Here is a 12,749-nt window from a genome sequence, read left to right as displayed (position 1 = left end):
TTTTTATGCTTTTTGTAGGCCGGATAAACGCAGCGCCATCCGGCGTTTTCTACACCAGACTCTTCAGGCGATAAATCCACTCCAGCGCCTGCCGTGGCGACAGGGAATCCGGATCTAATGCTTCCAGCGCTTCTACCGCAGGCGACGTCTCTTCCGCGACCGACAGTAACGACATCTGCGTGCCGTCAACCTGAGTTGCTGCGGTGTTGCCGGAAACTGTCTCCAGCTCGCGCAGCTTCTGACGCGCACGTTTAATCACCTCCTTGGGTACACCCGCCAGCGCCGCAACGGCCAGACCGTAGCTTTTGCTTGCCGCGCCGTCCTGCACGCTGTGCATGAAGGCAATGGTATCGCCATGCTCCAGCGCGTCCAGATGGACGTTGGCCACGCCCTCCATTTTTTCCGGCAGGGTGGTCAGCTCGAAGTAGTGAGTTGCAAACAGCGTCAGCGCCTTGATGCGGTTTGCCAGATTTTCGGCACAGGCCCAGGCGAGCGACAGGCCGTCATAGGTTGACGTACCGCGTCCGATTTCGTCCATCAGCACCAGGCTATGTTCGGTGGCGTTATGCAGAATATTGGCCGTCTCTGTCATCTCCACCATGAAGGTAGAGCGCCCGGATGCCAGATCGTCTGCCGCCCCAACCCGGGTGAAGATACGGTCGATTGGGCCGATTTCGGCCTGCTGCGCGGGAACAAAACTGCCGATATAGGCAAGCAGCACGATCAGCGCCGACTGCCGCATATAGGTACTTTTACCGCCCATATTCGGACCGGTGATAATCAGCATACGTCGCTGGGGTGACAGGTTAAGCGGGTTAGCAATAAACGGTTCGCTCAACACTTTCTCGACCACCGGGTGACGTCCACCAACTACCTTTATGCCCGGCTTATCGCTAAGCTGCGGACAGGTATAGTTCAGGGTATAGGCGCGTTCGGCAAGGTTGATCAGCACGTCCAGCTCCGCAAGCGCGGTGGCGCTTTGCTGCAGGGCTTCCAGATGCGGCAGCAGCATATCAAACAGCTGATCGTAGAGCTGTTTCTCAAGCGCCAGCGCCTTGCCCTTCGAGGTCAGCACCTTATCCTCATACTCTTTCAGCTCGGGAATAATGTAGCGCTCGGCGTTTTTCAGCGTCTGGCGGCGGACATAGTGGATTGGCGCATGGTGGCTTTGCCCACGGCTTATCTGGATGAAGTAGCCGTGCACGGCGTTGTAGCCGACTTTCAGCGTATCCAGCCCCAGTCTTTCACGTTCGCGGATTTCCAGCTTATCGAGGTAGTCCGTCGCGCCGTCTGCCAGCGCGCGCCATTCGTCCAGCTCTTCGTTATAGCCCGGCGCGATAACGCCTCCGTCACGTACCAGAACCGGCGGAGATTCGATAACCGCGCGCTCAAGCAGTTCGCGGAGTTCGGTAAACTCGCCCATATTCTCGCGCAACGTCTGCACGTAATCCGTTGGCACGTCCGCCAGCATTTCACGCAGCTCCGGAAGCTGCTGGAAGGCGTAACGCATGCGGGCTAAATCGCGTGGACGGGCGGTACGTAGAGCCAGACGCGCGAGAATACGCTCAAGGTCGCCAACCTGACGCAGCACCGGCTGGATCTCCGCCGTGCGGTCCTGCAGGGCGGCAATGGTACTCTGACGTTTCTTCAGTACATCGACGCTGCGGACGGGCATATGCAGCCAGCGTTTAAGCATGCGGCTGCCCATCGGCGTGACGGTGCAGTCCAGCACCGACGCCAGCGTATTTTCAAAGCCACCGGCCAGGTTCTGGGTGATCTCCAGGTTGCGGCGCGTGGCGGCATCCATAATGATGCTGTCCTGCTGCCTGTCCATGGTGACGGAGCGGATGTGCGGCAGCGAGGTGCGCTGGGTATCTTTAACGTACTGCAGCAGGCAGCCCGCAGCACAAAGGGCGTGACGGGCATTTTCGACGCCGAAGCCCGTTAAATCACGGGTGCCAAACTGCAGGTTCAGCTGCTGGCGGGCGGTTTCAATCTCAAACTCCCACAGCGGTCGGCGGCGCAGGCCGCGGCGGCCTTCTATCAGGCGCATCTCGGCAAAATCTTCCGCATACAGCAGCTCAGCAGGATTAGTGCGCTGGAGCTCGGCGGCCATGGTTTCGGCATCTTCCGGCTGGCTCAGGCGGAAACGGCCGGAGCTGATATCCAGCGTCGCGTAGCCGAAACCTTTACTGTCCTGCCAGATGGCGGCGAGCAGGTTGTCCTGGCGCTCCTGGAGCAGCGCTTCGTCGCTGATGGTGCCGGGCGTCACGATACGCACAACTTTGCGCTCGACCGGCCCTTTGCTGGTTGCCGGATCGCCAATCTGCTCGCAAATCGCGGCGGATTCACCGAGGTTGACCAGTTTAGCCAGGTAGTTTTCTACGGCGTGGTACGGTACGCCCGCCATGGGGATAGGCTCGCCCGCTGAAGCCCCGCGTTTGGTCAGCGAGATGTCCAGCAGCTGCGATGCGCGTTTCGCATCATCATAAAAGAGTTCGTAAAAGTCACCCATGCGGTAAAACAGCAGAATTTCAGGATGCTGGGCCTTCAGGCGCAGATACTGCTGCATCATGGGGGTGTGGCCGTCGAAGTTTTCCATAGTAGTCATTTGATTTTATTAACCAACTTCGTAGTCGAATTAAAAAGCAATCCTGAACATCCGGGTCAGGATCGCGAGTGCTGCAAAGCGTATCATAATGGGAGGATTCGGTGCATCTCACATCCTGCTGGCTGAGTGGCAAAAGGGGGAAGAACTTGAAAATCCTGGCCTCTGCAAGCGTGAAATTTAATCGGTAATTTATAACTAAATATTCTCGTTATTTTCGCTGCGGATGTTTTTGCCATTTTGCTTTACCATTAGTGAAACCCATACTGGTCAGACATACGGATATCACCGCCCATGCGTTATTCAGCAGCACTTCTCCCTCTTCTTGTATTACTCAGCGCTTGTAGCAGCAAGCCGAAAACCGAGACGCAGAGTCAGCAGACGGCTGGTGCGCCATCCGGTGGTTTCCTGCTGCAGCCGCAGCATGATGTTTTTATGCAAACCGGGGATTTTGCCTACAACCCGGAAGCTGAAAAATTTATCGACAAGATGGTCAGCGAGCACGGCTTCGATCGCCAGCAGCTGCATGAAGTCTTTTCGCAGACTAAAAAACTGAACTACGTGCTGCGCCTGATGGATCAGCAGGCGCCGACTACTGCACCGCCTCCGGGCCCGAACGGTGCATGGCTGCGCTACCGCGCTAAATTTATCACGCCTGATAACGTGCAAAACGGCGTGGCTTTCTGGAACCAGTATGATGATGCGCTCAAGCGCGCTTTCCAGGTCTACGGCGTACCGCCTGAAATCATCGTCGGGATTATCGGCGTGGAAACCCGCTGGGGCCGCGTGATGGGTAAAACCCGCATTATTGATGCGCTGTCTACCCTGGCGTTCGCTTATCCACGCCGCGCGCAGTACTTTGCAAGCGAGCTGGAAACCTTCCTGATCATGGCGCGTAACGAAGGGGATGACCCGCTGGCGCTTAAAGGTTCCTTCGCGGGCGCCATGGGCTACGGCCAGTTTATGCCTTCTTCTTTCAAAGAGTACGCGGTTGATTTCAACGGCGACGGCCACGTTAACCTGTGGGATCCGGAAGATGCCATCGGCAGCGTGGCGAACTACTTCAAAGGCCACGGCTGGGTGAAGGGCGATCTGGTTGCGGTACCGGCAAACGGGCAGGTGCCGGGGCTGGCGGATGGTTTCAAAACCAAATACTCAGTCTCTGCACTGCAGCAGTCCGGCCTGACGCCGCAGAGTTCGCTGGGCGACCATCAGGAAGCCAGCCTTCTGCGTCTGGATATGGGCGACCGCTATCAGTACTGGTACGGCATGCCGAACTTCTACACTATCACCCGCTATAACCACAGCACGCACTACGCGATGGCAGTCTGGCAGCTTGGCCAGGCGGTTGCGCTGGCGCGCGTTCAGTAATTAGCCCGCCCCGTTCCGGGACGCGTTCTTTTTCCGGCGGCCATGTTGCCGCCGGTTTAGCTTTGGTTTAACTCCGCAATTTACAAGTTGCTCAGGCTGGTTTATGTTATGTTATAACAAATCAATTTGAGTGTGCTCCCATGGCTTTACCCCATCCCTCAACGCTTTTCTCCGCCTCCGCGCTGCTGCGTGCCGGGGGGATTCTCCTCGTGCTGGGCTGCCTTTGGCTGGCTGTTTTATGGGCGGTTGCGCTGCCATGATCGAGCTTGAACGGGTTGTGCCGGGCTATCAGGGCAGGGCGGTCGCTCCCGCGCTATCCGGTACCTTTCACGCGGGCGGCATGACGGCGGTGATCGGCGCGAACGGCACGGGAAAATCGACGCTGCTGAAAACGCTGATTCGGCTTCAGGCTCCCGTCTCCGGGAAGGTCATTTATACCCGCGGGGCCATGCCACGCGTGGCCTGGCTGCCGCAGCTTGCCGAAATGGATCGCCAGTTCCCGGCGACGGTTTACGACGTGGTGAGCATGGGAAGCTGGCCCGCGCGGAGCATTTTTTCCGGCCTTACCCATCGGTGCAGGCTACGGGTGGCGGAGGCTATTGAACGCGTCGGGCTGAGCGCCATGGCGAAGCAGCCCATTGAAACCCTGTCCGGCGGCCAGTACCAGCGCATGCTCTTTGCTCGTCTGCTTGTCCAGAATGCGCCGCTGGTGCTGCTGGATGAGCCTTTCACCGGTATTGACGTGCAGACCACAAACTTCCTGATGACGCTTATTCGGCAGATGCACGAGGAGGGGCAGACGATAATCACCGTGCTGCATGATAACGAACTCGTAGAGCGTTTTTTCCCTGATGTTCTGCTGCTTGGCCCTGAAACCACGCACTGGGGAGCAACGTCACAAGTTTTACCTCGTTACCAGTCATCAGGCTCTCATCTGGCGCTATCCGCATGATCTATCACTTTTTAATCGAGCCGTTTATTGACTACGGCTTTATGCGCCGGGCGCTGGTTGCCTGTCTGGCTCTATCGCTGAGCACGGCTCCGCTGGGGCTCTTCCTGCTGCTGCGCAGGATGAGCCTGGTGGGTGATGCCTTATCCCACGCGATTTTGCCGGGGGTTGCCGTGGGGTATCTGCTTGCTGGCATGTCGCTGGTGGCAATGGGCATTGGCGGCTTTATTGCCGGAGTAGCGGTGGCGCTAATTTCCGGGCTGGTAAGCGCCCGCACTAATCTTAAAGAAGATGCCAGCTTCGCCGGATTTTACCTGGGGTCCCTGGCTCTGGGCGTCACGCTGATTTCCCTGCGTGGTTCGAGCGTCGACCTGCTTCATCTGTTATTCGGTTCCATCCTCGCCGTTGACGGTGGTGCGACAATATTTGTCGGCATAATTGCCAGCGTCACCCTGATCCTGCTGGCGTTAATTTATCGCGGCCTGGTCATGGAGACGTTCGACCGGGCGTTTCTGCGGGTCAACGGCCGTCTGGTTCCTCATCTATTGCACGGCATTTTTCTGGCACTGCTGGTGCTTAACCTGGTGGCTGGCTTTCAGATACTCGGCACGTTGATGTCCGTCGGTCTGATGATGCTTCCCGCCGTTGCCGCCCGCTGCTGGGCGAAAACGCTGGCGGGTTCAATGGCTATTGCGGTGCTTTGCGGCCTGGGCTGCGCCTGGCTTGGTCTGGCCTGGTCATTCAGCGCCTCGCTGCCTGCCGGGCCTGCTATCGTGCTGACCGCCAGCGGCGCATTCGTTCTGTCTCTTCTTTTCGGGCCACGCAGTGGGCTACTTCGGAGCTTCTTCCGGAATGGGTTAACAATCAGCAAGGGGATTAAATGAAACGTTTTGGGATGGCACTAACGTTAGCCGTGGCGGTTTCAGGCCAGGCGGCAATGGCGAAAGAAATAAACGTCGTAACCAGTTTTACCGTACTGGCGGATATGGCAAAGCAGGTGGGAGGCGAGCATGTGAAAGTGACGAGCCTTGTCGGACCAGACGGCGACCCGCACAGCTTTGAGCCGTCCCCGAAAGACAGCGTGGCGCTGAGCCATGCGGATGTCGTGATCGTCAGCGGTCTGGGTATGGAAGGGTGGATGGACCGGCTGGTGAGCGCGTCGGGCTATAAAGGCAAAGTTGTTGTTGCTTCTCAGGGGGTGGATACCCGCAGCATGGAAGAAGACGGGAAAACCATCACCGACCCGCACGCATGGAACAGTGCGGAAAACGGCTCGATTTACGCCAGCAATATTATGCAGGCGCTGATTGCTGCCGACCCACAGGACGCGCCGGAGATTCGTCAGGGGGGTGAAGAGTACATTACGCGCCTGAAACTGCTGGATAGCTGGGCGAAAACGCGCTTCGAAGCAATTCCAAAAGCGCGTCGCCATGTGCTGACCAGCCACGATGCGTTTGGCTACTTTGGTAAGGCATACGGGGTAACGTTCCTGGCTCCGGTGGGTTTCTCGACGGAAGCTCAGGCCAGCGCCAGCGACGTGGCCGCGTTAATTAAGCAGCTCAAGACACAGCAGATCAAAACCTACTTTATCGAGAATCAGACCGATCCGCGCCTGGTGCAGCAGATTGCCACAGCCAGCGGAGCGAAGCCGGGCGGGGAGCTTTATCCTGAAGCGTTATCTGCCGCAGACGGCCCGGCTGCGACCTATGAAATGGCGTTCAAACATAACGTCGAAACCATTGCCAGCAGCATGAAATAACCCCCGGGCCAGCTTCTGCTGGCCTTTTTCATTTCTGGAATCGTCCTCGGGCTTCGTGATGTAATCTTCTGAAAGCGCCGTAAAGTGCTATCCTGGTAATAAACGACATGACTACAATCGGAGCAGCTATGACGGATAAAACATTGCGACAGCTAAGCCATCAACTAGGCGAGGCTTTAGGCCCGCTGGGGGCTACCGTAACCACCGCAGAATCCTGTACCGGCGGATGGATAGCCAAGGTCATTACGGATGTGTCGGGAAGCTCGGCCTGGTTTGAACGCGGCTTTGTGACATACAGCAACGACGCCAAACATCAAATGATCGGCGTTGACAGCGGCACGCTTGAAACGCATGGCGCGGTCAGTGAAGCCGTGGTTCGTGAAATGGCGCAGGGCGCGCTTTATGCAGCCGGAGCAGACTACGCGATTTCCGTCAGCGGTATAGCCGGTCCCAACGGTGGCAGCGATGAAAAACCGGTAGGCACGGTGTGGTTTGGCTTCGCCTCGAAGCAGGATGGCACCATTGCCCGCCAGCAGCTTTTTGACGGTGACCGGGATGCGATACGGCGTAAATCCACGGAATATGCCCTGCAAACCCTGTGGGAAGAATTTCTAAAAAATAAGCTTGATACTGTATGACCATACAGTATAATTGCCTCAACAAATTGTATTCGAACGCAGCGTAGCGCATCAGCGCTCACCCTGCATGACAGGAGTAAAAATGGCTATCGACGAAAACAAACAGAAGGCGTTAGCGGCAGCACTTGGCCAGATTGAAAAACAATTCGGTAAAGGCTCCATCATGCGCCTGGGTGAAGACCGTTCCATGGACGTGGAAACGATCTCTACCGGTTCACTTTCACTGGATATCGCGCTGGGGGCCGGTGGCCTGCCAATGGGCCGTATCGTTGAAATCTACGGGCCAGAATCTTCAGGTAAAACGACGCTGACCCTGCAGGTTATCGCCGCCGCACAACGTGACGGTAAAACCTGTGCGTTTATCGATGCGGAACACGCGCTGGACCCGGTCTATGCGAAGAAACTCGGTGTGGATATCGACAACCTGCTGTGTTCTCAGCCGGACACCGGCGAACAAGCGCTGGAAATCTGTGACGCGCTGGCGCGTTCCGGTGCGGTAGACGTTATCGTCGTTGACTCCGTGGCGGCCCTGACGCCGAAAGCGGAAATCGAAGGCGAAATCGGTGACTCTCACATGGGCCTCGCGGCACGTATGATGAGCCAGGCGATGCGTAAGCTGGCCGGTAACCTGAAGCAGTCCAACACCATGCTTATCTTCATCAACCAGATTCGTATGAAGATTGGCGTTATGTTCGGTAACCCGGAAACCACGACCGGCGGTAACGCCCTGAAGTTCTACGCTTCCGTGCGTCTGGATATCCGCCGTATTGGCGCGGTGAAAGATGGCGACAACGTGGTCGGCAGCGAAACCCGCGTTAAAGTGGTCAAAAACAAAATCGCTGCGCCGTTCAAGCAGGCTGAATTCCAGATCATGTACGGTGAAGGCATTAACTTCTACGGCGAGCTGGTTGACCTGGGCGTGAAGCACAAGTTCATCGAAAAAGCGGGCGCGTGGTACAGCTACAACGGCGAGAAAATCGGCCAGGGTAAAGCGAATGCCAGCAACTTCCTGAAAGAGAACAAGCCAATGTCCGCAGAGATCGAGAAAAAACTGCGCGAAATGCTGTTGAACAACCAGGACGGTACGCCAGATTTCGTCGTTGACGATCACGACAAAAATGTCGCTGAAACCAACGAAGATTTCTGATGAAAAACAGGGCCGCTAAATGCGGCCCTTGTTGCATTTAGCGCTCAATTCCCGCAGTTTATAGCCTATGTCTGAATCCTCCTCTCCAAAACGCAGCGCCTACGCGCGCTTACTCGACAAAGCCACCCGTGTTCTTGCGATGCGGGATCACAGCGAGCATGAGCTCAGGCGCAAACTTAGCGCCGCACCCACTTTCCCCGGCAGCCAAACCGCAGAGCCGCCTGTTTTCACCCCGGAAGACATCGAAAAGGTTATTGCCTGGTGCTATGAACATCGCTTCCTGGACGACGCGCAGTTTGCCGCCCGCTTTATCGCCAGCCGTGGCCGTAAAGGCTACGGGCCGCAGCGTATACGCCAGGAGCTGCAGCAAAAGGGCATCGATCGGGGCACGGGGGAGGCCGCCATGATGGCGTGCGAAGTAGACTGGCAGGCGATGGCTCGAGAAATGGCTGAAAAAAAATTTGGCGATCCGCTGCCGACAGAATGGAAAGAGCGTGCCAAAGTGCAGCGTTTCCTGATGTATCGTGGCTTCTTTATGGAAGATATCCAGGCCATCTACCGAAATTTTACCGATTAGATACATACGGGATTTTACTTCCCCGACCAGAAAACTTATCTTATTCCCACTTTTTTCCAGGTAAGCTTGCCATCGCTTCAGTAACCCTGTAGGGAATGTCAGGTTTGCAACACCTCTTTAGCTTGATTTCAGGATAATTATGAGCAAGAGCACCGCTGAGATCCGTCAGGCGTTTCTCGACTTTTTCCATAGTAAAGGTCACCAGGTTGTAGCGAGCAGCTCTCTGGTGCCGAATAACGACCCGACCCTTCTGTTTACTAACGCCGGGATGAACCAGTTCAAGGATGTATTCCTGGGCCTCGACAAGCGTAACTATTCCCGCGCCACAACGTCACAGCGTTGCGTCCGTGCGGGTGGTAAACATAACGATCTGGAAAACGTCGGTTACACCGCACGTCACCATACCTTCTTCGAAATGCTGGGCAACTTCAGCTTCGGGGACTACTTCAAACACGACGCAATTAACTTCGCCTGGGAACTGCTGACCGGCGAGCAGTGGTTTAACCTGCCAAAAGAGCGTCTGTGGGTGACCGTGTACGAAACCGATGACGAAGCTTTTGAAATCTGGGAAAAAGAAGTGGGCGTGCCGCGCGAGCGTATTATTCGCATCGGCGACAACAAAGGCGCGGCCTATGCGTCTGACAACTTCTGGCAGATGGGCGACACCGGTCCTTGCGGCCCGTGCACCGAAATTTTCTTCGATCATGGCGATCACATCTGGGGCGGCCCTCCGGGCAGCGCCGAAGAAGACGGCGACCGTTATATTGAAATCTGGAACATCGTCTTCATGCAGTTCAACCGTCAGCAGGATGGCACTATGCTGCCGCTGCCTAAGCCATCGGTTGATACCGGCATGGGGCTGGAGCGTATTGCGGCGGTGCTGCAGCACGTTAACTCCAACTATGAAATCGACCTGTTCAGCAAGCTTATCCAGTCCGTTGCAAAAGTCACCGGTGCGACTGACCTGAGCAGCAAGTCCCTGCGCGTTATTGCCGACCATATCCGTTCCTGCGCCTTCCTGGTTGCCGATGGCGTTACGCCGTCCAACGAAGGTCGCGGTTACGTGCTGCGCCGCATTATTCGCCGCGCTATCCGCCACGGCAACATGCTGGGCGCGAAAGACACCTTCTTCTACAAGCTGGTGGGGCCGCTGGTTGAGGTTATGGGCTCTGCGGGCGATGAGCTGAAAGGCCAGCAGGCGCTGGTTGAGCAGGTTCTGAAAACCGAAGAAGAGCAGTTTGCCCGCACGCTTGAGCGCGGTCTGGCCCTGCTGGATGAAGAGCTGGCAAACCTGAAAGGCGATACGCTGGACGGCGAAACGGCTTTCCGTCTGTATGACACCTACGGCTTCCCGGTCGATCTGACGGCGGACGTTTGCCGTGAGCGCAATCTGAAAGTAGACGAAGCTGGTTTTGAAACCGCAATGGAAGAGCAGCGCCGTCGCGCGCGCGAATCCAGCGGTTTCGGCGCGGACTACAACAGCATGATCCGCGTTGATACGCCATCCGCCTTCAAAGGCTACGATCAGCTCGATCTGACGGCGAAGGTCACCGCACTGTTTGTTGACGGCAAAGCCGTTGAGCAGATTTCAGCGGGACAGGATGCGGTCGTGGTGCTGAACGAAACACCATTCTACGGCGAATCCGGCGGCCAGGTGGGTGACAAAGGCGCCATCAAAGGCAACGGTATCGACTTCACCGTCAGCGACACCCAGAAATACGGCCAGGCCATCGGGCATCTGGGCAAACTGGCGAGCGGCGTGCTGAAAGTAGGCGACAGCGTTAAGGCTGAAGTTGACGAGGAGCGCCGCGCGCGTATCCGTCTGAACCACTCTGCAACGCACCTGCTGCATGCGGCGCTGCGTCAGGTGTTGGGCACGCACGTTGCGCAGAAAGGTTCTCTGGTCAACGACAAAGGCCTGCGCTTCGACTTCTCCCATTTTGAAGCGATGAAGCCGAGCGAAGTTCGCGCTGTCGAAGATATCGTTAACGCTCAGATTCGTCGCAATCTGCCGGTCGAAACCAACGTTATGGATCTCGAAGCGGCTAAAGCGAAGGGGGCTATGGCGCTGTTCGGTGAGAAATATGACGATCACGTTCGCGTGTTGAGCATGGGCGACTTCTCAACCGAGCTGTGTGGCGGTACTCACGCCAGCCGTACCGGTGATATCGGTCTTTTCCGCATTGTGGCTGAATCTGGCACTGCCGCGGGCGTACGCCGTATCGAAGCGGTAACGGGGGAAGGTGCGCTGAACAGCCTGCACGCGCAGAGCGATCAGCTACACGAGATTGCACACCTGCTGAAGGGCGACAGCCAGAACCTGAACGAGAAGGTGCGTTCGGTGCTGGAACGCACCCGCCAGCTGGAAAAAGAATTGCAGCAGTTAAAAGAGCAGCAGGCTTCGCAGGAGAGCGCAAACCTTTCCAGCAAAGCAACAGAAGTGAAGGGCGTGAAACTGCTGGTGAGCGAACTGAGCAACGTTGAACCTAAGATGTTGCGTACGATGGTCGATGACCTGAAAAATCAGCTTGGCTCAGCGGTAATCGTTCTGGCCACCGTGTCAGAAGGTAAGGTTTCTCTGATTGCTGGTGTCTCCAAAGATGTGACCGACCGCGTTAAGGCCGGGGAGCTGGTGGGGATGGTTGCGCAGCAGGTTGGAGGCAAAGGTGGTGGTCGTCCGGACATGGCTCAAGCGGGTGGTACAGACGCTCAAGCCTTGCCTGGCGCGCTGTCTGGCATAGAAGCCTGGGTCGCGGCTAAACTTTAAGTCACTATAAAGTAGAGGCGTGCGCCCGCTCCGTTTTGTGAGCTGGCGCTCGTTCATCTACACATTATCAATAATGATAAAGTCAGGTTGAAGTTGTGTATATCGGCTAAACTTAGTCATAACAGAATGTAATGCCGTGACTGCTTACACATATGTGTTTGTCATCGCTTACTTTTTGGCGTTATATGATGGATAATGCCGGGATACGCACAGACCCGACTCTTTTAATCTTTCAAGGAGCAAAGAATGCTTATTCTGACTCGTCGAGTTGGTGAGACCCTCATGATTGGGGATGAGGTGACAGTGACAGTACTAGGGGTTAAAGGCAACCAGGTCCGTATTGGTGTGAACGCCCCGAAGGAAGTCTCTGTACACCGTGAAGAGATCTACCAACGTATCCAGGCTGAAAAATCGCAACAAACGAGTTACTAAAGTTACTGCGTCTCGCCAGCTGCTGGCGAGGCGCTCTCTTTCATCTTCCGCATTTCCCCGTTTTCTCCCTCTTTGTTCGTTTTAACCTGTCGCTTCCCGAATTTTTCTTACTGAGCAGTATCTGCATTTCTTCCCGTTTCTCATATCTTGCCTGTTGATAAAACACTCTTTTTGCCTTCAAATTACGCGAATTGCATGGGAATTGTGCAATTGATTACGAGTCGGGAAAAATTGTTTGACTTATAAGTGCGGGAAAGTAATATGTGCGCCACGCAGTGCCGATGAGCAGAAACAAGTTCAGCGGTACGACTCGAAAGAGGCGTGTGGTGAGGTGGCCGAGAGGCTGAAGGCGCTCCCCTGCTAAGGGAGTATGCGGTCAAAAGCTGCATCCGGGGTTCGAATCCCCGCCTCACCGCCATTTTGCATCCGTAGCTCAGCTGGATAGAGTACTCGGCTACGAACCGAGCGGTCGGAGGTTCGAATCCTCCCGGATGCACCATA

General features: G+C 56.1%; 10 protein-coding genes and 2 tRNA genes. 11 read left to right on the top strand and 1 reads right to left on the bottom strand.

The features are described from left to right. Positions 1–49: 49 nt before the first annotated feature. Positions 50–2,611, bottom strand: coding sequence for a DNA mismatch repair protein MutS (gene mutS, locus AAE045_RS00510; protein ID WP_455546023.1), 2,562 nt, complete (start codon positions 2,609–2,611; stop codon positions 50–52). A 291-nt stretch (positions 2,612–2,902) separates the two neighbouring features. Here mutS and mltB point away from each other — a divergent pair, with 291 nt between their 5' ends. The 11 genes from mltB to AAE045_RS00455 all read left to right on the top strand — a co-directional run bounded on the left by mltB (position 2,903) and on the right by AAE045_RS00455 (position 12,747). Further along, positions 2,903–3,979 carry a lytic murein transglycosylase B gene (gene mltB / locus AAE045_RS00505; RefSeq protein WP_455546022.1) on the top strand — a complete coding sequence of 359 codons (1,077 nt, stop codon included), beginning with the start codon at positions 2,903–2,905 and terminating at the stop codon, positions 3,977–3,979. Between the two features lie 256 nt (positions 3,980–4,235). Continuing rightward, the gene (locus AAE045_RS00500; RefSeq protein WP_455546021.1) at positions 4,236–4,931 is read left to right on the top strand and encodes a metal ABC transporter ATP-binding protein; all 696 of its coding nucleotides are present in this window, start codon (positions 4,236–4,238) and stop codon (positions 4,929–4,931) included. After that, positions 4,928–5,812 carry a metal ABC transporter permease gene (locus tag AAE045_RS00495; RefSeq protein ID WP_455546020.1) on the top strand — a complete coding sequence of 295 codons (885 nt, stop codon included), beginning with the start codon at positions 4,928–4,930 and terminating at the stop codon, positions 5,810–5,812. The genes AAE045_RS00500 and AAE045_RS00495 overlap by 4 nt, the downstream gene beginning before the upstream one ends. Then, entirely contained in the window at positions 5,809–6,687 is an 879-nt protein-coding gene (locus AAE045_RS00490; protein WP_455546019.1) for a metal ABC transporter substrate-binding protein, read from the top strand. The genes AAE045_RS00495 and AAE045_RS00490 overlap by 4 nt, the downstream gene beginning before the upstream one ends. A gap of 128 nt (positions 6,688–6,815) precedes the next feature. Beyond that, positions 6,816–7,325: a nicotinamide-nucleotide amidase gene (gene pncC, locus AAE045_RS00485; protein ID WP_455546018.1), complete on the top strand. Its 510-nt coding sequence runs from the start codon at positions 6,816–6,818 to the stop codon at positions 7,323–7,325. A gap of 82 nt (positions 7,326–7,407) precedes the next feature. Next, complete coding sequence (gene recA / locus AAE045_RS00480; protein ID WP_455546017.1) at positions 7,408–8,472, top strand: recombinase RecA; 1,065 nt, start codon at positions 7,408–7,410, stop codon at positions 8,470–8,472. Between the two features lie 67 nt (positions 8,473–8,539). Further along, positions 8,540–9,049: a regulatory protein RecX gene (locus AAE045_RS00475; protein ID WP_455546016.1), complete on the top strand. Its 510-nt coding sequence runs from the start codon at positions 8,540–8,542 to the stop codon at positions 9,047–9,049. 139 nt (positions 9,050–9,188) lie between these two features. Then, positions 9,189–11,816: an alanine--tRNA ligase gene (alaS, locus tag AAE045_RS00470; RefSeq protein ID WP_455546015.1), complete on the top strand. Its 2,628-nt coding sequence runs from the start codon at positions 9,189–9,191 to the stop codon at positions 11,814–11,816. 246 nt (positions 11,817–12,062) lie between these two features. Continuing rightward, entirely contained in the window at positions 12,063–12,248 is a 186-nt protein-coding gene (gene csrA, locus AAE045_RS00465; RefSeq protein WP_013574027.1) for a carbon storage regulator CsrA, read from the top strand. A gap of 325 nt (positions 12,249–12,573) precedes the next feature. Beyond that, positions 12,574–12,666, top strand: a tRNA-Ser gene (locus AAE045_RS00460). Positions 12,667–12,670: 4 nt separating this feature from the next. Further along, positions 12,671–12,747 (top strand) — tRNA-Arg (locus AAE045_RS00455). Positions 12,748–12,749 lie beyond the last annotated feature (2 nt).

It is taken from the genome of Dryocola clanedunensis (assembly GCF_038405435.1).
GTDB classification, from domain to species: Bacteria; Pseudomonadota; Gammaproteobacteria; order Enterobacterales; family Enterobacteriaceae; genus Dryocola; species Dryocola clanedunensis_A.
The sequence above is the reverse complement of the archived record's forward strand: the minus strand, read 5'-3'. Positions and strand labels throughout refer to the sequence as shown.